Origin of the sequence: Parasphingorhabdus flavimaris (genome assembly GCF_013371215.1) — a bacterium.
GTDB classification, from domain to species: domain Bacteria; phylum Pseudomonadota; class Alphaproteobacteria; order Sphingomonadales; family Sphingomonadaceae; genus Parasphingorhabdus; species Parasphingorhabdus flavimaris.
The window spans coordinates 433,171-456,243 of the sequence record NZ_JABWMH010000003.1 but is presented as its reverse complement, the minus strand read 5'-3'; the positions used below and the strand labels follow the sequence as shown (position 1 = coordinate 456,243).

At 58.2% G+C, this 23,073-nt stretch carries 23 protein-coding genes and 1 tRNA gene; 11 read left to right on the top strand and 13 right to left on the bottom strand.

Translation table 11 applies throughout. The features are described 5' to 3' along the window. Positions 1-128: 128 nt before the first annotated feature. The 4 genes from pyrE (at position 129) to lepB (ending at position 2,890) form a co-directional block, all read left to right on the top strand. Complete coding sequence (pyrE, locus tag HUO14_RS11085; protein WP_176279892.1) at positions 129-722, top strand: orotate phosphoribosyltransferase; 594 nt, start codon at positions 129-131, stop codon at positions 720-722. Between the two features lie 2 nt (positions 723-724). Next, complete coding sequence (locus HUO14_RS11080) at positions 725-1,453, top strand: pyridoxine 5'-phosphate synthase (protein WP_176280193.1); 729 nt, start codon at positions 725-727, stop codon at positions 1,451-1,453. 127 nt (positions 1,454-1,580) lie between these two features. After that, positions 1,581-1,982, top strand: coding sequence for a holo-ACP synthase (acpS, locus tag HUO14_RS11075; protein WP_176279891.1), 402 nt, complete (start codon positions 1,581-1,583; stop codon positions 1,980-1,982). 41 nt (positions 1,983-2,023) lie between these two features. Beyond that, on the top strand, positions 2,024-2,890 hold the full coding sequence (lepB, locus tag HUO14_RS11070; RefSeq protein ID WP_246255511.1) for a signal peptidase I: 867 nt from the start codon (positions 2,024-2,026) through the stop codon (positions 2,888-2,890). A gap of 7 nt (positions 2,891-2,897) precedes the next feature. Here the strand turns inward: lepB and argC are convergent, their stop codons facing one another. The 7 genes from argC to HUO14_RS11035 form a co-directional block, all read right to left on the bottom strand. Further along, the gene (argC, locus tag HUO14_RS11065) at positions 2,898-3,827 is read right to left on the bottom strand and encodes an N-acetyl-gamma-glutamyl-phosphate reductase (protein WP_176279889.1); all 930 of its coding nucleotides are present in this window, start codon (positions 3,825-3,827) and stop codon (positions 2,898-2,900) included. A 7-nt stretch (positions 3,828-3,834) separates the two neighbouring features. After that, entirely contained in the window at positions 3,835-4,761 is a 927-nt protein-coding gene (locus tag HUO14_RS11060; protein ID WP_246255509.1) for a C40 family peptidase, read from the bottom strand. Between the two features lie 220 nt (positions 4,762-4,981). Beyond that, the gene (locus HUO14_RS11055; protein WP_176279888.1) at positions 4,982-5,329 is read right to left on the bottom strand and encodes a hypothetical protein; all 348 of its coding nucleotides are present in this window, start codon (positions 5,327-5,329) and stop codon (positions 4,982-4,984) included. Positions 5,330-5,457: 128 nt separating this feature from the next. Continuing rightward, a complete protein-coding gene (locus HUO14_RS11050; protein WP_176279887.1) occupies positions 5,458-6,876 on the bottom strand; it encodes a leucyl aminopeptidase family protein in 1,419 nt (472 codons plus the stop codon). Positions 6,877-6,915: 39 nt separating this feature from the next. Next, on the bottom strand, positions 6,916-8,430 hold the full coding sequence (locus HUO14_RS11045) for a flavin-containing monooxygenase (protein ID WP_176279886.1): 1,515 nt from the start codon (positions 8,428-8,430) through the stop codon (positions 6,916-6,918). A gap of 56 nt (positions 8,431-8,486) precedes the next feature. Further along, positions 8,487-8,819, bottom strand: a complete 333-nt coding sequence (locus HUO14_RS11040) for a PilZ domain-containing protein (protein WP_176279885.1) — start codon at positions 8,817-8,819, stop codon at positions 8,487-8,489. Positions 8,820-8,911: 92 nt separating this feature from the next. After that, positions 8,912-10,441 (bottom strand): flavin-containing monooxygenase, encoded by a 1,530-nt coding sequence (locus tag HUO14_RS11035; protein WP_176279884.1) that lies wholly within the window; start codon positions 10,439-10,441, stop codon positions 8,912-8,914. Between the two features lie 143 nt (positions 10,442-10,584). On the opposite strand from HUO14_RS11035, the gene HUO14_RS11030 reads away from it, so the two are divergent. The 4 genes from HUO14_RS11030 (at position 10,585) to HUO14_RS11015 (ending at position 16,321) form a co-directional block, all read left to right on the top strand. Beyond that, positions 10,585-11,214, top strand: a complete 630-nt coding sequence (locus HUO14_RS11030; protein WP_176279883.1) for a GNAT family N-acetyltransferase — start codon at positions 10,585-10,587, stop codon at positions 11,212-11,214. A 163-nt stretch (positions 11,215-11,377) separates the two neighbouring features. Next, positions 11,378-11,632 (top strand): hypothetical protein, encoded by a 255-nt coding sequence (locus HUO14_RS11025; RefSeq protein ID WP_176279882.1) that lies wholly within the window; start codon positions 11,378-11,380, stop codon positions 11,630-11,632. Positions 11,633-11,998: 366 nt separating this feature from the next. Then, a complete protein-coding gene (locus HUO14_RS11020) occupies positions 11,999-15,043 on the top strand; it encodes a TonB-dependent receptor domain-containing protein (protein WP_176279881.1) in 3,045 nt (1,014 codons plus the stop codon). A 60-nt stretch (positions 15,044-15,103) separates the two neighbouring features. Then, on the top strand, positions 15,104-16,321 hold the full coding sequence (locus tag HUO14_RS11015) for a M14 family metallopeptidase (protein ID WP_176279880.1): 1,218 nt from the start codon (positions 15,104-15,106) through the stop codon (positions 16,319-16,321). Between the two features lie 264 nt (positions 16,322-16,585). Here the strand turns inward: HUO14_RS11015 and HUO14_RS11010 are convergent. Next, positions 16,586-16,671: transfer RNA gene (locus HUO14_RS11010), tRNA-Tyr, on the bottom strand. A 136-nt stretch (positions 16,672-16,807) separates the two neighbouring features. On the opposite strand from HUO14_RS11010, the gene rlmB reads away from it, so the two are divergent. Beyond that, positions 16,808-17,554 carry a 23S rRNA (guanosine(2251)-2'-O)-methyltransferase RlmB gene (gene rlmB / locus HUO14_RS11005; RefSeq protein ID WP_176279879.1) on the top strand — a complete coding sequence of 249 codons (747 nt, stop codon included), beginning with the start codon at positions 16,808-16,810 and terminating at the stop codon, positions 17,552-17,554. A 3-nt stretch (positions 17,555-17,557) separates the two neighbouring features. Further along, positions 17,558-18,301 carry a hypothetical protein gene (locus tag HUO14_RS11000; RefSeq protein WP_176279878.1) on the top strand — a complete coding sequence of 248 codons (744 nt, stop codon included), beginning with the start codon at positions 17,558-17,560 and terminating at the stop codon, positions 18,299-18,301. A 65-nt stretch (positions 18,302-18,366) separates the two neighbouring features. Here HUO14_RS11000 and HUO14_RS10995 read toward each other — a convergent pair whose 3' ends face one another. Then, on the bottom strand, positions 18,367-18,684 hold the full coding sequence (locus HUO14_RS10995) for a 2Fe-2S iron-sulfur cluster-binding protein (protein ID WP_176279877.1): 318 nt from the start codon (positions 18,682-18,684) through the stop codon (positions 18,367-18,369). Positions 18,685-18,778: 94 nt separating this feature from the next. Between HUO14_RS10995 and HUO14_RS10990 the strand changes: the two genes are divergently transcribed. After that, positions 18,779-19,396 carry a DNA-3-methyladenine glycosylase family protein gene (locus HUO14_RS10990; protein ID WP_176279876.1) on the top strand — a complete coding sequence of 206 codons (618 nt, stop codon included), beginning with the start codon at positions 18,779-18,781 and terminating at the stop codon, positions 19,394-19,396. Here HUO14_RS10990 and HUO14_RS10985 read toward each other — a convergent pair whose 3' ends face one another. The 4 genes from HUO14_RS10985 to HUO14_RS10970 are packed head-to-tail and all read right to left on the bottom strand — an operon-like array spanning position 19,397 to position 23,025. Beyond that, the gene (locus HUO14_RS10985) at positions 19,397-20,158 is read right to left on the bottom strand and encodes an SDR family NAD(P)-dependent oxidoreductase (protein ID WP_246255507.1); all 762 of its coding nucleotides are present in this window, start codon (positions 20,156-20,158) and stop codon (positions 19,397-19,399) included. A 34-nt stretch (positions 20,159-20,192) separates the two neighbouring features. Beyond that, a complete protein-coding gene (locus HUO14_RS10980) occupies positions 20,193-20,723 on the bottom strand; it encodes a thioredoxin domain-containing protein (RefSeq protein ID WP_246255505.1) in 531 nt (176 codons plus the stop codon). Further along, positions 20,720-22,255 carry an ABC transporter permease/substrate-binding protein gene (locus HUO14_RS10975; RefSeq protein ID WP_176279874.1) on the bottom strand — a complete coding sequence of 512 codons (1,536 nt, stop codon included), beginning with the start codon at positions 22,253-22,255 and terminating at the stop codon, positions 20,720-20,722. Before HUO14_RS10975 ends, HUO14_RS10980 begins: the two co-directional genes overlap by 4 nt. Then, positions 22,252-23,025: an ATP-binding cassette domain-containing protein gene (locus HUO14_RS10970; RefSeq protein WP_176279873.1), complete on the bottom strand. Its 774-nt coding sequence runs from the start codon at positions 23,023-23,025 to the stop codon at positions 22,252-22,254. The genes HUO14_RS10975 and HUO14_RS10970 overlap by 4 nt, the downstream gene beginning before the upstream one ends. Positions 23,026-23,073 lie beyond the last annotated feature (48 nt).

Below are 23,073 nucleotides of genomic sequence, written 5' to 3'. Positions count from 1 at the left end.
CATGGTTGACCCAAGCCTCAAGCTACGGAATACATATTTTTTCAGTTTTTTGGCTTTAATTTATCTGGCAATGAAGCGGCAATATGCCCATTTGGGCAGAAAGGCGAAATACAGACAGGGATGGAAAATTGACAGAAGAAGAGATTTTATCAGAATTCCGTAGCTGCGACGCCTTGTTGCAGGGCCATTTCATCCTTTCCTCCGGCCGCCACAGCAGCCGCTATCTGCAATGCGCGCGCTTGCTGATGGACCCTGCCCGTGCGTCGCGCATGGCCGAAGCGCTTGTCGCGAAAATTCCCCAGAATATCAGACGCTCGATCGATATCGTCGTCTCTCCGGCAATGGGCGGCGTGATCGTCGGCCATGAAATGGGCCGGGCTCTTGGGCTTGAAGCCCTGTTTCTCGAGCGCCCTGAAGGCATATTCGAGCTGCGCCGGGGATTCCGGCTCGAACCGGGCCAGAAAGTATTGATGATGGAAGATGTCGTGACCACCGGCCTGTCATCCCGCGAAGCTATCCAGGCGATCCGCGACGCGGGCGGTGACGTGATTGCGGCCGGCGCGCTGATCGACCGTTCCAATGGCGCAGCTCAGTTCGATATCCCCTTCTTCCCCCTGGTCGCACTCGACGTGCCATCTTATGCCGCTGACGAGGTCCCCGCCGAACTGGCCGCCATTCCCACGACCAAGCCCGGCAGCCGGGCGGAACCTTCGCCAGCGTGAGCATATCCAACCCGCTCAGGCTCGGCGTCAATATTGACCATGTCGCGACGATCCGCAACGCGCGCGGTGGCGATCATCCCGAGCCGGTGCGAGCGGCGCTGGTCGCCGCCGAAGCTGGCGCAGACGGCATAACCGCCCATCTGCGCGAAGACCGGCGCCATATTCGCGATGACGATCTGACCGTGCTGATGGACACGTTGACCATTCCGCTCAATCTGGAAATGGCGGCGACCGACGAGATGCTGCAGATCGCGCTGCGCCACCAGCCGCACGCTGCTTGCATCGTCCCGGAGAATCGCGAGGAACGGACCACCGAAGGCGGGCTGGATGCCGCCGGGATGCACAACAAGCTGGCCGATTTTGTCGGTCAGCTGAGGGAAGCGAATATCCGCGTCAGCCTGTTCATCGAACCCGACCCGCGCCAGATCGAGGCAGCGATCCGCCTCGGCGCGCCGGTGGTCGAATTTCATACCGGCCATTATGCGGAGCTTACGGGCGCCGAACGCGAAACCGAGCTGCGCCGGATCGCCGATGCCGCAGCTCTCGCGGCCAAAAACGGAATCGAACCGCACGCCGGACACGGGCTGACTTTCGACAATGTCGTCCCGATCGCCGCAATCCCGCAGCTCGTGGAGCTGAACATCGGCCACTTTCTGATCGGCGAGGCGATTTTCAGCGGCCTCGACGGCAGCATCAAACAGATGCGCGCCCTGATGGACGAAGCCCGGTGAGTATGTCTGCCAATCTTTCCTCCCTGTCGAAGACGGGGAGGGGGACCGCCCGAAGGGTGGTGGAGGGGCACCCCTCCGTCGCCTTCGGCGCCACCTCCCCGCAGCTTTGCTGCAGGGAGGATAAAAAATGATCATCGGCCTCGGTTCCGACCTCTGCAATATCGAGCGGATCCAGAATTCGCTCGACCGCTTTGGCGAGCGATTTGAAAATCGCGTCTTCACCGAACTGGAACGCACAAAGGCCCGCCGAAGGCCGTTCACCATCGCCGGCACCTATGCCAAGCGTTTCGCCGCGAAAGAAGCCTATTCCAAAGCGGTCGGCACCGGCTTTCGGGCTGGCGTGTTCATGAAGGATATCGGCGTGATCAACGCCAGAAGCGGAGCGCCGACGCTGGCGCTGACCGGCGGCGCGAAAAAACGCCTCGACGCGCTGACACCGGCGGGATATGAGGCAATCGTTCATCTCACACTCACCGACGATCATCCATGGGCGCAGGCATTCGTGATCATCGAAGCCCATCCGCTGTAGGAAATGCGCTCCCCATGGACGAGGAAACCAAAGATAAAAATATGGCTATAGAGAATACTGCTGGCAGCGGTTCCACTGGGAAACCGGAAAAAGAGAAAACCGACTGGATCGGCGAGATCAAGAGCATTGGCTTGTTGTTGCTGGCGGTTCTCACCTTCCACAGCCTGGTAGCCAAGCCCTTTTACATCCCTTCGGTATCGATGATGCCCAGGCTTCTGGTCGGTGACCGGCTGATCGTCAGCAAATATGCCTATGGCTGGTCCTGGGTGTCGCCGACATTCCACATATTGCCGCGCCTGGAAGGCCGCCTGTTCGGAAGTCTGCCCGAACGCGGCGATGTCGTGATCCTGACCCCGAAAGAACAGAGCAGCGATTATATCAAGCGGGTGATCGGCTTGCCCGGCGACACGATTGAATTGCGGGGCGGTCAGATATTCCTCAACGGCATTGGCGTGCGACAGGACGTCCAGCCCGATCTGCTGATCCCGATCGATGCTAATTCGCCCTGTGGCCTGAACGAATTTCCGGGTGCCCGCAGCGAAGACGCCAATGGCAATCCGGTGTGCCGCCTGCCGATTGTCCGCGAAACACTGCCCAACGGCGTGAGCTACGATATTATCGATCTCGGCCCCCAATATACCGATGATGTGGCGCCGGTGGAAATTCCGGAACATGAGGTCTATCTGCTCGGTGACAACCGCGATCTCAGCGCGGACAGCCGGGTTGCCAGTCCGCTTGGTCTCGGTGGAACCATACCCTGGGAAAATATCGGCGGACGGGCGGAGTTCATCACATTCTCGCTCGATGGGACGACGACGTTCAACCCGCTGAGCTGGCTCGGTTCGTTCCGTGGTGGACGGGCAGGCACCAGCCTGCGTCCCGGCAAGGCGGTTGCAGCCGCCAAATAAGCGAAGCCTAGAGCCGCAGCCCCGCGGTCTCGTCGAGACCGGCCATGATATTGAGATTCTGGACAGCCGCGCCCGACGCTCCTTTGCCGAGATTGTCCAGCCGCGCAATCAGGCGGGCGTGATAGCCTTCCGCATTGCCGCAGACAAACAGCTCAAGCCGGTCGGTCGGGGCATCATTCTCGCTGATCAACAGCTCTGACAGGTCGCCCCTGCCCTGAACCGAGACGATTTTCGAACCGGCATAGAAGGCGGTCAGCTCTTCGAGCAGCTGGTCCGTGCGCACCGATCCGATAGCGCCCAGATGCAGCGGAATATCGACCAGCATCCCGCGAAAGGCACGGATCACCGAAGGCGCAAAAATGACATCGTGGCTCAGGCCGGCGTAGGCCTTCATTTCCGGCAGATGCTTATGATCGAAATTCAGGCCATAGCTACGAAAACCCAGATCGGGTTCCTGGGCAAACCGCTCGATCAGCGCCTTGCCGCCGCCCGAATATCCGGACACTGCATTCATGACATAGGGCCAGTCTGCGGGCAGCAGGCCACGAGCAATCAGCGGAGCGACAAGACCGAGAAAACCGGTCGGGTAACAGCCTGGATTTGATACAAAACGCGCGCTGGCGATTGCGGCCCGCTGGCCATCGCGAAATTCGGCGAAACCATAAGCCCAGCCATCGGCAACGCGATGTGCCGTCGATGCATCGATCACCCGCGTGCTGTCATTATCGATCAGAGAGACCGCTTCTGTCGCTGCGTCGTCGGGCAGGCACAATATGACGAAATCGCTGTCGTTGATCGCCTCGCGCCGCGCATTGACGTCCTTGCGCCGGTCTTCTGGCAACTGGACGAGAGCAAATTCGCTCCGCCCGGAAAGCCGCTCGGCGATTTCCAGTCCGGTCGTACCAACCGCGCCGTCGATGAAAACAGTCTTCGTCATAGCAGCCTCAGGACAGCCGCTTGCGAGCCAATACTGGCTTGTCAGCTGTCTTGGCAAAGCGGGCTATCGTATCCGCCAATGGTTCGATCGCCACTTGCATCATGTGGGAATTGGCGTGGACGATCCTTTCCTTGTCGATCATCAGGCCGACATGATTGGGGAAGAACACAAGGTCGCCGCGTCGCAGCTCCTCGTCGGCGGCAATTTCCTCGCCCAGCGCTGCCATTTGCTGGTCGCTGTCGCGCGGAGCGTCAACCCCGGTCAGCATCAATATCATCTGGATCAGACCCGAACAATCGAGACCATCGCCGCTGCGGCCACCCCATAGATAGGGCGCGCCGATCAGCTGTTCGGCCAGCGCCGCCGTACCATTGGTTCCGTCGAAAACGACCTTGGTACCGATCGGCTGGACATGGCGGACATGGACATAGCCCTTGCCGGTCTTCAGGAAATTGCCGCATTCGCTGGCTTCGCCGCAAGCGATCCGCGATCCCATCGGCAGTCGCTTCATAACGCCAGATTTGAAATCCGGTTCGATGAAGATCAGCGCCGCGCGGGCAAAGATCAAATGGGTCGGCTCGGGCGTCTTCTTCTGATGCTGCAGCGCATGGACCGGCACATATCCGACATAATGGTCATGCCCACAATAGCCCCAGGCCCAGTCGCCGGCGATATCCAGCACGTGGAAATCCTCGCCGTGCAGCAATTCGGAAATCGCTTCATGATCCTTGCCGGGCTGCTTGCGGAGCATCGCCTTTGGCGCGGAACAGCGCATCGGCATCGGCGTGGCATAATGCGGGGCAAACATTTTGCCCGCCAGCGCAATATCCGCCAGGTCGCCGCGATGCGCGGTAATCCGGGGATCGAAATCTCCTTCCGGACCGTTCAGCACGAATTTCTTGTGCGCGCCAGTATCTGCAGTTTCCATGTCCATGCGTTTCGAAATCCCAATAGCGATAAAAATGTCCGTGACTCTGCGGCTTATGCGCCATGTGACAAAGCGGTGACAATCGACGGCCTTTAGACGACCTGAGGGCGGTTAATCAAGCGGTGTCGCAGAAGCCCGCTGTCTCAGGCTGAATTTCTGTTGTTAGGTGGGGAGCGGACACTAAGATATGCCGTCGAGAATGACTGCTTCATCCCGAAAGCGGACATTAGCTTTGGTTCCAATATGCCTTGTATGCAGGATAATCACCAAAATACGTTTCGTAATCAGGGTATGGTATTGCTAGGATAGAGACATGCCTCTCGTCTAGGCTTTCGCTATAGTCTTCAATGAAAACTGAGTGGCACTCGATTTTTCCATGCATTAGAGAATTCACCACCAAGGTTAAATTGTAAACCTCCGGCTGATGAACGCCGTCAATTTCACCTGCGTGGATTTTCGGATCATAGCTCGTTGTGGGTTCGAAAAAACCAGTCGCTACGCCCATCGGTGGGTCTGCTGCATCGAGATGGCTGCAACCAATTAGCTTTCCGCCGTGATGAATTTCGACTTGCATATGTTTCCGGTATCACTTCAAGACAATGGCATCAACTGCGCCCGGAACAGACATTTTAGCGGCCTAGATTGTACCTCCACAATTGGGGCGGTAGCCGAAATTCCACAGGAAGATCTTTCTCGTCTTTCCTACTGCCCGAAACGCCCCTGCAAATAGCGCCAGCTCGCCCGCAGGCCCAGCGCTTCGCCGCCTTTTGGCCGTCCCGGCTTGGCCGCCGGACGCCAGGCGAAAGTGTCGAAATGCGCCCAGGGCACCGATTCCGGCGCAAATTTCTTCAGGAACAGCGCCGCGGTGATACATCCGGCGAAGCCACCCGACGCGCTGTTCACACAATCGGCAATTTCGCTGTTCAGCATCGCATCATAGCCCGACCAGAGCGGCATTTGCCAAAGCGGGTCGCTTTCGCCGTCGCCGGCCTGCACCAGGCCCTCCGCCATGGCGCGATCATCGCAGAACATCGCCGGCAGATCGGGACCGAGGGCTACCCGCGCCGCGCCGGTCAACGTGGCGAAATCGATGATCATCTCCGGCTCTTCCTCGCCGGCCAGAGTCAGCGCATCGCCCAATACCAGCCGCCCTTCGGCATCTGTGTTGGTAATCTCGACGGTCAGCCCCTTGCGGCTGTGCAATATGTCGCCGGGCCGCAAGGCATGGCCATCAATCGAATTTTCCACCGCCGGCACCAGCAGATGCAGGCGCACCGGCAGCTTGGCTTCCATCACCATGCGGGCGAGCGCGATGGCATGGGCAGCACCGCCCATGTCCTTTTTCATCAGCATCATGCCGGCCGGCGATTTCATCGACAATCCGCCGCTGTCAAAGGTCACGCCCTTGCCGACAATCGCGATCTTCGGATGATCGGCCCTGCCCCATTTCAGTTCCAGCAGGCGCGGCGCGTGGGCGCGCATCGCAGCCTTGCCGACGCCGTGGATCATCGGGAAATGCTCCTCCAGCGTATCGCCGCGCGTCACTTTCAGCTCTGCGCCGTGCTGCGCCGCCAGCTTGTCGACAATATCTTCCAGCTTGTCCGGCCCCATGTCTGCCGCCGGCGTGTTGACCATGTCCCGGACCATCGCGGTGGCTTCCGCCTGCCGAACGGCTTCGTCGCGCTGACCGATCGCGTCGTTGACCAGCAAAACGCTCGGTCCCTGACGGTCCGGCAGCTCTTTATAACGATCAAATTCATGTTGCGAAATCAGCCAGCCGAACAATGTTCCCTTGGCGCTGGCGTCCTGCAGACGATAATTTCCCTCGGGCAGGCTGCCGCCGAGCTTGGCCAGCGACCAGGCATCAAGCTTGTTCCGGTCGGTGACACCGGCAACAACCGAAAAGTCGTCCGCGACCAACTTGTCATCGCTCTTGCCGCCGACCGGAGGCAACAGCAGATAGGAGTCGGGATTGGCGACAAAGCGATAGGCCTTCACAATCGCGCGGATGGTCTCCGGTTGGCCCTTCAGCCAGTCTTCGAAACTGCCGACATCCAATATCTGGATATTGCGTGCTGCCTGGCCGGTGTCGGCCTCGATCAATGCCTTAAAATCAGTCATTTGATCGCTATAGCCACAGAATTTGCGAAGCGCGAGAGTCTATTCAGCCGCGATGGATTCTGCTTCGACCTGGTTGTCCGGAGAGGAAACCGCCGCAGCAGTCGGCCTGGAAAAGACCATCACGCCATCATCCACCGCCTTGTGCCGCAGATTGATAATGTCCTTCGGGAAATTCTGGTTGAGCCGCCACGGTTTGCGATCGCCCTGTTTCGGCAGATCCTTTATCGCCCGCTGGACATAGCCGGAGCTGAAATCAAGCATCGGCTCGGTTCCCATCTCTTCACCTGCCGGCAGGGTCGGGGTCGCGATCGGCGTGCCCTTCTTGTCCATATGGTTGATCAGGCGGCAGACATATTCGCTGGTCAGGTCGGCTTTCAGCGTCCAGCTTGCATTGGTATAGCCCATCGTCATCCCGAAATTGGGAATGCCGGAGAACATAACGCCCTTGTAATTGATCTTCTCACCGAAATTGACCGGTTCGCCATCCACCGAAATTTTGGCGCTGCCGCCGGTGAGCATTTTCAGCCCAGTGGCGGTCACGATGACATCCGCCTCGATCGTCTTGCCGGATTTCAGCTTTATGCCGTGCTTTGTAAAGGTTTCGATCTGGTCGGTGACAATCGATGCCTTGCCCGATTTGATCGAAGCGAACAGATCGCTGTCCGGCACCAGACATAGCCGCTGATCCCACGGATTATAGCTGGGCGTGAAATTGGTCATGTCGACATCCGGCCCCATTTCCTCGCGCACCATATTGAGCAGGCGTTCCTTGAAGCCGGCCGGTTTCTTCCGGGCCAGATTGAAGGTAAACAGACCCCACAGCACATTTTTCCAGCGGGTCAACATATAGGCAGCCTTGCTCGGCAAGAATTTGCGGAACCGCAAAGCCCATTTATCTTCGCCCGGCAGCGATACGATATAGGTCGGGGAACGCTGCAACATGGTGACATGCGCTGCGGTGTCCGCCATCGACGGAATCAACGTCACTGCGGTCGCGCCGCTGCCGATCACAACCACTTTCTTGCCTGCATAGTCGAGGTCCTCGGGCCAGAATTGCGGATGGACAATAGGTCCGGCGAAATCGGACTTGCCGGGAAAGTCGGGATTATGGCCTTCCTCATAGTTATAATAGCCGGAGCACATGTGGAGGAAATTGCACTGGACGGTGCTCAGCGACCCGTCGCCATGCTGCAGGCTGACCGTCCAGAGGGCGGTTTCGCTCGACCAGCTGGCGTCCACCACCTTGCGGTTGAAGCGGATCTTGTCGTCCAGATCATATTCGGCGACGGTTTCGTTGAGATAAGTGAGGATCGACGGCGCATCGGCAATCGCCCTGCGCGCGGTCCAGGGTTTGAAATTATAACCCAATGTATACATGTCGCTGTCCGAGCGAATACCGGGATAACGGAACAGGTCCCAGGTGCCGCCGAGCCGCTCTCGCCCTTCGACAATGGCAAAGCTTTTGCCGGGGCATCTTTTGGTCAGGTGAACCGCTGCACCGATACCGGACAGGCCGGCACCGACAATCAGAACGTCAAGAATCTCGTTTTTCATCCCGCCACCTTACTGACACAGATGTTAGTTGGCAAGTGAGGGGTTTTGGGGCTGGTCTATTCGCTGATCAGAGTCAGGCTGCGGAACAGGCCGTGGTCCAGCTTTTCGTCGAAGCGGCAGCCGATATGACCGTCTTTGCACCAGATGGTGGTTGCCGGAATCGGGCTGCTGTCATCGAAGCGCAACCAGAGACGTGTGCTGGCTCTGAAGCGCGAATCACAGGCAATCCTGCATCCATAAATCGAAACATCGACCAGTTCGCCAGCCTTCCCGGTCTTGCCATGCTGCCGGATCGCGGCGCGCTGAATCTGGACGGGATGGCGATACACTTTACGATGTTCGATCAGCGCCGGCTTCACCGTCCGAAATTGTGAATTCATATATCCCATGGTCAGCCCCTCGACCAAGGCCTTAGCGAATTCTGCTCAACAAATGGTAAACATGCGTAAAATGATTCACCCCCTATGTTCTGACAGCAGAACTATTCGGCGGCTTCGAGAGTCGCTTCGCTTCCGTCAGCCGGTCTCTCGGAATTGGGGCCGTAAAACCGGAGCACCCCGTCGTCGATCGGGTCGTTGACCAGCACCTTCTTTTCGAACAGATAATCCTGACTGAGCTTCCAAGGCATCGTGGTGCTGTTGCGCGGCAGCTCCGACAGCGAGCGCTGGATATAGCCAGACGAGAAGTCGAACAAATCCTCCTGCTCCAGCGTTGTATCCAGAACCGGATTGGCGATCCGCGTCGACGTCGCGTCCATATGGTGCAGCAGGCGGCAGGTGAATTCCGACACGACATCCGCCTTGAGCGTCCAGCTGGCGTTGAGATAGCCAAATACGACCGCCAGATTGGGAATGTCGGAGAACATGCAGCCCTTGTAATAATAATGGTCGGGCCAGTGCACCGGCTTGCCATCGACTTCGAACGCCACCTTGCCGGCAACCGCCAGCTTGAGACCCGTCGCGGTGACGATGATATCGGCGTCGATTGTCTCGCCCGATTTCAGCTTTATTCCCGTCTCGGTCACCGTCTCGATATGGCCGGTCTTGAGATCGGCCTTGCCGGCGGCGATGGCCTTGAACATGTCGCTGTCGGGAACCAGGCACAGGCGCTGCTCCCACGGACCGTAAGGCGGCGTGTAATCTTCCTTTACATATTTGTCGCCCAGTTCTTTCTTGAGCGGTTTTTCAAGCTTTTCGATGACCTTCTGCGGGTTGTCGCGCGCCATTTTGAAGGCGATATTCTGCAACTGGACATTCTTGAACCGGATGATTTTATAGGCCCACATTTCGGGCATGATCTTGCGCAGCAAATTGGCCAGCCAGTCCTTTGCCGGACGCGCGAAAAACCAGGTCGGTGTCCGTTGCAGCATCGTGACGTGACTGGCTTTTTCCGCCATCACGGGGACGATTGTCACCGCGGTCGCGCCGCTGCCGATGATCACCACCTTCTTGCCCGAATAGTCGAGATCCTGAGGCCAGAATTGCGGATGAACGACATCGCCCTTGAAATTCTGCAAGCCTTCTATCTGGGCGTCATAGGGATTGTCATAATCATAATAGCCTGACCCCATATAGAGGAAATTGGCGTGCATCGTGACCTGGCTGCCGTCCGATTTTTCCGCCGTTACCGTCCAGCGCGCATCTTCGCTCGACCAGCTCGCAGACAGCACCTTGTGGCCAAAATGCATGTGCTTTTCGAGATCATGCTTGGCCTTGATCCGGTGGAGATAGTCCATGATCGAGGGACCGTCGGCAATCGCCTTCTGCTCGGTCCACGGTTCGAATTTGAAACCCAATGTGTGCATGTCGCTGTCGCTGCGGATGCCGGGATATTGGAACAGGTTCCAGGTCCCGCCGATATCATCGCGGCGCTCGACCACGGCAAAGCTCTTGCCGGGACATTTGTCCCGCAGATGAACCGCCATGCCGATTCCCGAAATCCCGGCGCCGACGATCAATACGTCGACCGATATTGCCGTGGCGGCACTCTTGTCCGCAACCTTTGTAGCCATTGCCGTCTCTCCCAGCTTTTGAACGGTTATGCCATTGGTAGGGACGAGTTGCAATTGACAATTTAATTGGGCAGTTAAGACACTTGTTCAAGGGATTATCCTCGGCCATGCCGTCGAACCCGAGCAAAGGCTGGATGAATATTATGACGAACAGGAGCAATATTCCAATCACCAGACGGCGAGTCGCAAGCGAGAAAGCCGATGCCATTCGCGCGGCGGTCAGCGGCGCCACCGCGATCACGACAGAAAATGCATCGTCCCGCGTTGCGACTGTCGAGGATGCCGCGGCCTTCCATGAATTTCTGAGCGACCCGCAGATTCACGCCCCGATCTATACCTTGCCCCGACCGCTCACCGTCGAGACGGTGCGCGACTTTATCGCGGACCACCAGGGCCAACGCGAACATGGCACCGGCCTGCTGTTTCTCAACTTTGACGAACAGGGCGCGATCGGCGGCTATTCCGATATTGCCGTATGGCCCGAATGGGCGGCCGGCGAACTGGGTGGCGCGGTTCATCCTGATCGCCAGGGCAAAAGACGCGGCGTAGAAGGTGCCCGACTGAGCTTCGACTGGATGTTCCAGTTTCTGGGCCTCGACCTGATCTGCGAGACCGCTTCGCTCGACAATCACCGGACCGCGCATTTGCTCGACGGACTGGGGTTCCGGCGAATGGGCGAAATCATCAGCCAGCGTGCCGACGGCACCACCCGGCCATCGCTGGTATGGGAAGTTTCGCGGGCCGAGTGGGAACGGGACGCAGACGGCTCTTAACAGCCTCCAGAACCTGTGATAGCGGGACCCCATCGAAACATTCTTCCTCTGGATTGGACTGGCACTGGCCGGTTCGGGACTGGCGCTGACGCTGCGCAGCGACCTGCTGTTCATCCGCAACGGCACCCGCCGGGCCCAGGCCAAGATCGTGCGCCACCACCGCATGAGCGGCAGACGCACCATCATGTACAGCGCCATCCTGCTCCTGCCGGACCAGAAGGGCGGTTTTATCGAGGTCCGCGACCCGCTCTACACGCCCTTCCCCACACCGGTGATCGGCGAGTTGGTCGAAATCGTCCACCCGGAAGGCTATCCCGAAAAAGCACGCATCCCCTACCCTGTATTCCGGGCGATGATGTACGGAGCATTGGGCTATGCATTTGTCATGATCGGGTTGGATATCACCGGACTGGGCTGATCCGGGTCCGTCGGCAGCTGCCGGACAGCGGGCCGATGCGTTTTCGCCGGTCGGGGAGTCACTGAAAACGAAGTATTTTCTATTATCTTATGGGTGTGACAGACCGGCATTTCGGGACGCTATGCCGCTGCTCAGCGAAGTTTCTCCGGTCAACAACCACTCTGTGACCAAAATACCACGCCATCGATAAAACGAACAATTCTATCTCGAATCCCGATTGACCAATATGGAATATGCGCCTTTTTGGATTTGGCTGTATCAAAATTGCGCCAATGAGGGTTGCGCGATCTAGCTACAGCACATCTGAAAATTAAATATCTGTTTCGTTCTGCTTGTTTTCTGTTTTTTTACACGGGGGGTTAAGTTATGTCTGGAATCCGTAATGTCTGCGCGTTGTTGCTCGGGACAACAGCACTGGTCAGCGCCAATGGCGCTTATGCACAATCAGCTGATGAATCAGCTGACAACGAGAATATTATCGTCGTAACCGGCAGCCAAATTCAGGGCGCCAAAATCAATGACATTCTGCCGGTCACCGTCCTCGACGAGACCGCTATCGAAGCAACCGGGGCCGCATCGGGCGAAGAGCTGTTCAGCTCCATTCCGCAAGTCGGCACGACTGCCTTCAACGAACAGAATACAACCGGCGGCGTCAATGGCGCGCGCGGCGACATCGCATCAATCAACCTGCGAGACCTCGGGACCGGCAATACTCTGCTGTTAATCAACGGACGCCGGATGAACTTGCATCCCGGGTTCCAGACAGAATTGCTGGTGCCCGTGGTATCCCCGGATACCAACGAGATTTCACCGGGCAGCGTGAGACGACTGGAAATACTCCGCGATGGTGCGTCCGCCGTCTATGGCGCCGATGCGGTTGCCGGTGTCGTCAACACCATTTTGAAAGGCAATATGACCGGCGGCTTCGTCGAAGCTGACTGGCGCGCATCCGACGGGACGAGCCTTTACAGCAGCAGCATCTCCGGCGGCTATGGCTTCGACTTTGCCGATGGCCGGGCGAATCTGACCGTCTATGGCAATTATTTCCATGAAAATGGCGCTCCGGTCACCATCCGCGACTATGCCGCCTTTGATGATCGCCGGAGCCTGTTCGACGGCACGCCATTCGAGGACGATGCTTCATTCAACAACCGGTCCACAAGTTCACCATTTGGCCAGTTTGATATTCAGCGACCCTCAAACAACACACCAATCGGCGATGATGATTTCTATCTGGTGCCGGCAACCTTGGGTGGCTGCCGACTTGATTTCGGCAACGGCATTTGCGCCCGGGCCGGGACGACACCTGCCACCGATGTGCGTTATAACACCAATTTCGGAGTAGATCTCTTCTCAAAGAAAGATCGCTACAACGCCGCTGCATTGTTCAATTATGAAATCAGCGATGCTGTCGAATTTTATATGGAAGGCAGCTATTACCGCTCTGAAAGCCGCCGCGCGAACGAGGCCACAGCATTGCTGTCTGCGGTACCGCTGGGGATTTCCCGGGACGCCTTTTACAATCCATTCGGCCCCACCACACGCAATGGTGTTGCCAATCCCAACCGCTTGCCGGGCACCACGATCCCTGCTGGCGGCGCGGATGTCATCATGGAGCGCATGCGCTTTGTCGACGTCGGGACCCGCGATGTGTCGGTCAACAAGGATAGCTACCGGCTTGTCGCAGGCTTCAAGGGCAATTTCGGCGCATGGGATTTCGACACCGGATTTATCTATTCACAAGCCAATAGCACCGACCTGACGCGCGGACGCATCTCGTTGACCAAGCTCCAGGAGGTGATCAACCGGACAACCGCCGATGCCTATAATCCGTTCAACGGCGGTTGCCTGGAAAATCAGGGAACCGGTCCCAACAATGGTGACTGTACCCCCAATCCGCAAAGCGTGATCGACGACATCACGATAGATGTATTCCGGAAGGGTGAAACAACCCTGGCGCTAGCCGACTTCAAGGTGTCGCGCGATGATCTGTTTGCCTTGCCGGGCGGTGATATCGGCATTGCGGCCGGCGTCGAATTCCGGCGCGAGACGTTCAGGGATGATCGTGACCCGCGTCTCGACGGCACGATTACCTTTACCGACAGCGTGACCGGTGACTTCAATGGCAGTGACGTCGTCGGATCCAGCCCCTCTCCCGACACCAGCGGCCGACGGGATGTATATTCGGCATTTGCAGAAGCCTTCATTCCGCTGGTTTCCGACGATATGGGCATCCCGCTGATCCGCGATCTCAATGTACAAATTGCCGGGCGGGTCGAACATTTCAAGGATATCGATCAGACCGCAGTTGTCCCGCGCGCCGCGGCAGCATGGACGCCGGTCCAGGGCGTTATCTTTCGTGGTGCCTGGTCCAAGGGTTTCCGCGCACCCAATCTCGTGCAGGTTAACGACGCCGGCACCACCCGCTCCAACACCCGCGATGACTTTGTTACCTGTCAGGCACAGGTCGAAAAGAACATCATTGCCAATCTCGGCGTGTGCAGCGGGACCGGCACGGTCAGTCTGCGTACCGGTACCAACACCCTGGAACCGGAGAAAACCGAGAGCGTCAACCTTGGTGTCGTGCTGGAGCCGGCATTCATTCCGGGCCTGACGCTCACCGCCGATTACTGGCGCGTCAAGCAGCGTGGCATCGTCGGGGTGTTCGGGGATGACAATGCAATTGCGCTCGACCTGGTCCGTCGCCAGAACGGAAGCACCAACCCGAATGTGATACGCAATGCACCTGATGCGGATGCGATTGCCCTGTTTGCCGGTACCAGCCTCGAAGCGGCAGGCAGCATCATCCAGGTGCTCGATCCCTACCTCAACCTCGACAGCCGTTCTTCCAAGGGCTGGGATTTCGGATTGTTCTACAATATTCCCGAATTTGGCATCGGTGATATTCGTCTGCGCCTCAACGCAGCGCGACTCAAATCCTTCGTTCAGTCGGCAGGACCGGATGGGCAGGAATTGCTCGATGCGATCGCGGCAGGCAGCTTGCCGACCGACGTGGGGGTCGGCGGCCTTGGCGAATTGCTGGAAATCGAAGGGCGTCCGAAATGGCGGCTCAGTGGTTCGGTCAGCTGGGGCAGCGGTCCGGTTGATGTGACCTTGTTCGGCAAATATATCGGCGAGGTCTGGGACACCAGCGTTACCCGCGATGTCCTTGTTGTCTCCGATGATCCCAATGCAAACTTCTATCGGGTCAAAGATCAGTTCACGATGAATGCGTCGATCAGCTACACGGTTGACAATGACACGGCGCTCAACGGAACCCGGTTGAAATTCGGCGTCAACAACCTGTTCAACGAAGATCCGCCATTGGCAGACGAAGCTTATGGCTATTTCAGCGAGTTGCACAGCGCGCGAGGACGGCAATTTACCGTCGAGCTGCGCAAGAAGTTCTGATACCAAAAAAGGCGGGATGACGGGTTTCCGTTGTCCCGCCAATCGGAAGGACGACAATCCATGTCGCTGAAAAATCATCTGTGGCTATTGTGCGTGCCACCATTGCTCGCCGGTTGCGCACGCACGGTTGAAACACAGTCAGCGCGGCCAGCGCCGACCGCGATCATGGCGACTGCCTGCAGCACGCCCGACGTCACGCTTGATACAGAATTTCTGACCGGCAATATCGCGTCTTGCGAGCCGCTGGGCGACACTGAACTGTCGATCAGCATAGAACCGGAAGATGCGCCGCCGATCAACTGCAGCGCCTGGTATGCGTTTCGCCTGACGCCGCAAAAGGCGGAAACCGTTACCGTCAACCTGACCTACGAACATTGCGGCCACCGCTATTGGCCCAAGAGCAGCAGCGACGGCATCACCTGGACCGATCTGCCACAGGACGCGGTCGAGGTTTACGAAGTAGACGGCGTCAGACAGGCCAGGATCACGCTGGCGCTGGCCGACCAGCCACTATTTATCGCCGGGCAGGAGATCATCTCTTCCGTATCCTATCGCCAGTGGATCGACCGCACAGCGGCCTCACCCTTCGTCGAAACCTGGTCGCTCGGCCAGTCAGCCGAAGGTCGTGACATTCCGGCCCTGACGATCAAGTCTCCGGCCAGCAAGCCGCGCGAGCAGATCGTCCTTGTCGGTCGCCAGCATCCTCCGGAAGTGACCGGCGCACTGGCGATGATGCCCTTTGTCGAAACTTTATTGTCCGACGAACCGCTCGCCCGCCGCTTTCGCGAGCGGTTCGAAACGATTGTCGTCCCGATGCTCAACCCCGACGGCGTGGATCGCGGCTATTGGCGTCACAACAGCGGCAGCACCGACCTGAACCGGGACTGGGGGCCGTTCGTACAGCCCGAAACCAGATTGATGGACGCACTGCTCGGCAAGATCGAAACGGATCGCGGCAGGCAGCTCCGCCTGTTCGTCGACTTCCATTCGACCCAGAATGATATTTTCTACACAATTCCGGACGAGAGTCCGACAAATCCGCCGCTGTTCCTGAAGAGCTGGCTGGACCGGCTGCAGGCCCGGATGCCCGACTATAAGGTCAACCGAGACGCCAATCACAATCTCGGCCAGGCAAATTCCAAAAACCATGTCTACAAGACCTATGGCGCGCCAACGGTCACGTTCGAGATCGGCGACGAGACCGACCGCCAGCTCATCATCAGGCTCGCACGGGAATCCGCGATCGCGATGATGGAGAGCCTGCTGAACGATGGCTGACGCTATCGCGTAACCGGTCACGGCAAGCGGGAGAATGCCCGCCCGGGAACGGCAGACGGCCCTACCGCGTGGTTGCCAAACTGCTCGAGCAAGACGCCAGACAAGTTGGCTGACCCCCGCGCGCGGGCTATTTCATAGCAAGTCCGGGCAACAGGATGCGGGCCTTCCACCACCGGGAGATATAATCTGCCAGCCCGGCAAAGCCACACGGACCCGAGGGAACCGCTTGGCAGCGAACGCCAGATGTCCTGCAATATAAAGGGATGGTGGACAGGATAGGATTCGAACCTATGTACGCTTACACGGGCAGATTTACAGTCTGCTGCCTTTAACCACTCGGCCACCTGTCCATCAGGTTATCCAAGGCCGCCAACGGCGACAAGAGCGGCTCAATGACGAAGGCAGGGCAAACTGTCAATGCCTCCCCGCGCAATTTCGTAGAAAAAAAGGGCTGTCCGCAGAAGGGTTACCGTCTAGAGAGCAATTATGGCACGTAAAAACAAATCAATAAAGAAAACCGGCGGCGGACTCAAATTCTGGGGACGGCATGCGATCGAGGCAGCGCTGGACAATCCGAGGCGGGTGATCAAGAAGATTTCCATCACCCGCGAGGCGCTTGCAACGCTGGAAATTCCTGACGATATCGCGGTTGTAATCTGCGATGTTGCCGATCTCGGGCGGGTCATTCCGCGCGATGCGCCGCATCAGGGCATGGTCGCCGATGTCGATCCCCTGCCCGATATCTGGCTCGGTGACATTTTGGACGAGCAGAGCGACCGTCCTCTGCTGCTGCTCGATCAGGTCACAGACCCCCATAATGTCGGCGCGATTCTTCGCTCAGCCGCAGCCTTCGATGCCGCCGCGATCATCACCCAGGACCGCCACGCTCCTCCCGAGTCGGGTGTCGTGGCAAAATCGGCGTCCGGCGCTCTGGAAACCGTGCCGTGGGTGCGGGTGGTAAACCTCTCGCGTGCGCTCGATGATATTGCCGAAGCCGGCTACTGGCGGATCGGACTCGATGGCGATGCCACGGACGAACTGGAAGGCGCGATGGGCAGCGGCAAGATAGCTCTGGTAATGGGCGCGGAAGGCGAAGGCCTGCGGCAGAATGTCGCCGCCCATTGTGATACACTGGCTCGCTTGCCGATGAGCAGCAAGATGGAGAGCCTGAACGTCTCCAACGCTGCGGCCATCAGCCTTTATGCGGAGTATACGAGGAACAAAGGGGAATAGTCTATGAACCAGCTTGTCAAATTGGTTGCAGCTCTCTCGATACCGTTATTGCTGGCCGGTTGCCTGCTGATTCCCGGAAAGTTTGATTCCCAGCTGCGGCTGATGAACGACGGCACCTATGTCTTTACCTACAATGGCCAGATGCAACTGGCCGAAGGCGACGGCAAGTCGATGCCTCTTCCCTCCGGCGAGGCGGATGATGACGATTCTTCCGAAGACGTTGGCAGGGGCGACCAGCAGACAAATGCTGCCATGCGCTCAATCTTCGGAGGGGCGGTGCCCGGTGATGACGAGGGTCTGAAGGAATTTGCCGTCCAGCTTGCCAAATATGACGGCTGGAACAAGGTCGAATATGTCGGCGAAAATCTGTTTGAAGTCGAATATATGATAAGTGGCAATTTCGACCAGATGTTCGCCTTTCCGACAATACCCGGCGCGACAATGCAATTTCCCTTCGTCCAGATCATCCGTCGCAGCGGCGGCGAGCTGGAAATATCGACTCCGGCGATGGCCGGACCGGGGGGTCTGGCTGGCGCGATGGGACCGATGCCGATGGGCAGATCCGCCGAGGGCGAGACACAGCCGATCGATGGCCGCTTCACCATAGAGACGGATGGCGAGATATTGAGCAACAACACTGCAGACGGCTATGAAAGCGAAGGTTCCACCAAGAAGTTGCAGTGGAAGATCGACGAAGCGAGCAGCACCGCTGGTAGCCCACGGGCCATTGTCAAACTGGCAAGATAGAACGACCGGACACAAAAAAGGGAGCGGCAAAACGCTCCCTTTTGTCATGGCCTGTCGGCCAATATTCAGTCTTCTTCGGCGATCCGGACCTTCAGTCCTTCGAGATCATCGGACAATTCGATCTGGCAGCTGAGCCGCGAATATTCGTCGCGATGGTCGCTGCTTTCCAGCAGATCGTCTTCGTCTTCGCTCATCGGTGGCAATTTGGCCTTCCAGTCGGCGTCGACATGAACGTGGCAGGTTGCGCAGGAGCAGCAGCCGCCGCACAGCGCCAGCAACTCGTCAAAGCCATTGTCGCGGATCGCTTCCATCACGCTCATTCCGCTCTCGACGGAAACTGGTTTTTCTTCGCCATCGCGGCCCGTTACGTGGATTGTTGGCATAGCTACCCCTTGTGGTGACTGTTAAAAATAAATCCCGCACGCTATGTCCGGACCGCCAGAAAGAATCAAGGGCCGAAACGGGGACGGATATTCAATGGGCCTGTCGAAAGAAATGATCAAAGCCGGACTCGACCATGTCAGCGCGCTTGAACCGCGTCTGGCAACGGCGATCGCGCAGTCCGGCTATCCCGAACCGCGGATCCGACCGGAAGGCTATGAGACCTTGCTCCGCACCATTGTCGGCCAGCAGGTCAGCGTCGCATCGGCGGCGGCGGTCTGGAACAAGCTGGAGGCGCGGCTGGGAGAGGGATGTCCGGCAGAAGCGCTGATCGCCACTGAATTCGACGAATTGCGCGCCTGCGGCCTGTCTCGCCAGAAACAGGGCTATGCACGAAGCCTCGGCGAGCTCATCCTGTCCGGCGGCCTCGACCTCGACAATCTGCCGCAGGATGACGAAGAGGCGATCAGCTTGCTGACCAAGGTCAATGGGATCGGTCGCTGGTCAGCGGAAATCTACCTGCTGTTCGCGCAGGGCCGTCCCGATATCTGGCCGGCCGGTGATCTTGCAATCCAGGTCGGCGTCGGCAATTTCCTCGGGCTGGCAGAGCGTCCGTCCGAAAAAGACATACGCGAGCGCGCCGAGAGCTGGTCGCCGCATCGGGGAGCCGTGGCGATATTCACCTGGCACCATTATCATGTGATGGTGATGTAGCTAGATATCGACCGGGTGGTTCCACCAGGCGGTATCGGTAAAGGCGCGCATATCCAGCTCGAATGTCCAGGCCGAGCGATGCTGGTGCGCGACATGGAAATAGGTATCCGCAATTGCATCCGGCTCCATGATCTCGTCCTTGCCGTTCGCTCTGGCTTCCTGCAATTTTGCAAAGCGCTCTGCTCCGAGCATCTTGCCCAAAGTGTCCGGCGCGTTGACCGCGCTGTCGATCAATATATGCGCGACATGGATGTTCTTGGGCGCAAATTCGGCGTTGAGCGTCTGGCAGAGCATCCGTCGGCCGGCCATAGCCGCCGCATGGCTGTGCTGGCCTGCATTGCCGCGAACCGCTGCCGTCGCCGAGGTAACCAGAAAAGTCCCGCCGCCGCGCGCTTCCATCAACGGCATCAGCACCTTGGCCGCCCGGAACAGGCCGTAAGTTCCCAGCCGCCAGCCCATTTCGAACATCTTGTGATGGGTATCGGCCAGCGGCCGGTTGCCGACCTGCGCGCCGAGATTATAGACCAATGTCGTGATCGGACCGGCCTCGGCCTCGATCTTCTCGATTGCTTCTTCGATCGTTCCATCTTCGATGGCATTGAGCAGATGACCCGACGCGGACCCTCCGGACGCCTCGATTTCGGCGACCATCCTCACGAGACCATCCTGGTCGCTGCGACGGCAGAGCGCTGCGTGATAGCCTTCCCGGGCAAATCTCTTTGCGACATGCCCGCCAATGCCGGCGCCTGCTCCGATTACCATGCAAACGTCCGTCATATCGCGTACCCTTATTCTATCATTTGAGAAACGGATTGAGCTTCATGACTTCTTCCATGAAGGATCGGGGTTTCTTCCAGTTGGCGGTTTTCAGATTGGTCTTTAGGTCGAGCGCCCTGATTACGTCGTTGATGAAGTGGACACAATTGCGCTTGTTGAGGCTGTAGCTTTTCTGGGGAATGGTCTGCCATTTTTTCACCACCGCCAGGAGTTCGCGATATTTTTTATCGGTCACCTTAACGGTGAAGTGGGAATTGCTGCTGGCGATATAATCAGCCGATGGTGCCTTCACATGGCCGTTGACCGAGCCGAATAATATACCCGGAGACACGTTGATCGCGGTGAAACCAAAGCCTGTATCGACCTTTTTGCCATCGGCAGTCTCACCCTTGGCAATGAAAAAGGCATGCGGGAAATTCTTGCCGAAATCGTGCGAGTAGAAAGTGACCGTCACTTCAGCGCGCGCGGTTACCGAGAAACTTGCCATGCAGAGCAGAGCGACCAGACCGACCATTTTCAATAGATATGCAAAACCGGATTTCACGTTCATTCCCTCAACTTTTCATTCAGCCAGCGTGCGGCCTGTCTTGATGTTTTCTTGTCGTCCTTGCGATCAACCATATAATTGGCTTCGCGCATGACTTCCACAGTGATTGCACCAATCAGCGGATTTAATGCTGCGACAAATTTGTCATCGCTCGAACGGTCCGGCGCGAGCAACATGATCGCCTCATAGGAGGGTACGGCACCCCTCGGATCTTCCAGCACGACAAAATTGTTGGCAGCTATCCTGCCGTCGGAGGAAAATGCGGAAATAACGTCGACTTCGCCGCTGGCCAGTGCCGGGTACATGAAGGTCGGGCTGAACGAACGGGCATCCTTGAAGCGGATGGGATAGGCGTCCTGAACCATTTGCCACTCGGGCCGTTCCAGAAATTCTACATCGGTGCCGAAATTGAAATCGCTCGACACCCGGGCAAGATCATCCAGCGTCTTCAGCGTCTTTTCCCGAGCGTCTGTCGGCCTGATCGCAAAGGCATAGGTGTTTTCGAACCCCAGTTCGCCGAGCATTTTTACGCCGTGATTCGAACTGGTCCATTGCGCGATCGTCTGGAGCATTGCCGCTTTGGGCTGGCTGTCGGTGCGCTCCATCTGATTGGTCCAGATCGTACCCGAATATTCGACATAGACATCGATATCACCCTCTGACAGCGCCTGATAGACGACGGCGGAACCCAGTCCATCGCGGTAGCGGACGGTATATCCCGCCTCTTCAAGCCGTGACCCGATCAGCCGCGCAAGAATATATTGCTCGGAAAATCCCTTAGCCCCGATCACCACCACATTGTCCCGCGCAATCATCAGCGGGAGCGTCGCGACCAGCAGGCCCGCGGCGATGACCGCCATTCCTGTCCAGACCAAGATCTTCCGTCGCTTGCGGATGCCCATCTCGATCAAGCCGAGCAGCAAATCGACCGAAATGGCCAGCAATGCGGAAAACAGGCAGCCGGTCAGCACCAGCGTCCAGTTCTGTGTCTGCAACCCGGCAAATATCAGATCCCCCAGGCTGGGCTGGCCGACCGTGGTCGATAGTGTCGCCGCGCCGATGGTCCATACCGCCGCCGTGCGGATGCCGGCCATGATTGTGGGAGCCGCCAGTGGCGCCTCGACCAGATAGAGTTTCTGACTCTGGGTCATGCCGAGACCGTCCGCCGCCTCGGCCACGGCCGGGTCGACCCCGGCCAATCCGGTCACGGCGTTGCGCAAAATCGGCAACAGGGCATAAAGCGTCAGCGCGAGCAGCGCCGGGAGAAAGCCGAATGCGGATATGCCGCCTCCGATCAATGCCGAGAGGCCCAGCAGCAGCGGATAGAATAGCGCCAGCAGGGCCAGCCCGGGGATGGTCTGGATCAGGCTTGCAATAGCCAGGGTGAATGTCGCGACTTTTGGTGCCCGCGAGGCCCAGATCGCCAACGGCAGGCAGATGAGCATCGCCAGGACCAGCGCAGAAACGCTGATCTGGACATGGGCCGCGAGCAATTCCGGTACTCTGGCAAAGGCCTGTTTCCATGCCTCCGTCATGCCTGTTTGCCCAGCGCGATGAGATGCGCCGCTTGCGCGCGCGGAATGGCGACCAGAGCCTCTGCTTCTTCACCGACATTGCCGGACAAGAGCTGCGCGGGCGTGGCATCCGCCTTGATCTGACCGCCTTCCATCACCAGAATACGGTCGGCGAGATAGAGCGCCTCGGCCATGTCGTGGGTCACGATGATCGTGGTCAGGCCGAGCTTTTGATGCAGCGCCTTATATTGTTCGGTCAGATTGTCGCGGGTCACGGGATCCAGTGCGCCAAAGGGTTCGTCCATCAGCATCAGCCCGGGCCGCGTTGCCAGCGCACGGGCGACGCCGATCCGCTGTTGCTGTCCGCCGCTGAGTTGATCGGGCATGCGCGACGCCATCTCCTGCGGCAATTCGACCAGATCGAGCAATTGTGCGATCCGTTCATCGCGACCGGTCATCTCGCCCGCCAGTTCCAGTCCGATCGCGATATTGCGGGCTATCGTCATATGCGGAAACAGGCCGATATTCTGGAAAACATAGCCGATGCGGCGGCGCAGGACATGGGCATCGATCGAGTCGACCGCTTCGTCACCGATCCGGATCGTGCCGCTGGTCGGTTCGACCAGCCGGTTGATCATCTTCAACAATGTGGATTTTCCGGATCCAGACAGGCCCACCAGCGCAACCAGAGCGCCTGCCGGGATTTCCAGCGACACCGAGTCCACCGCACGAACCGTACCGTAATCGCGGCTTAGCTCGCGCAGGCTGATAGATGGACCGGGGACAGGCATTGGAATATATAGTGACGCGCTTTGCCGGGCTTGTCCAACTTCACTTGA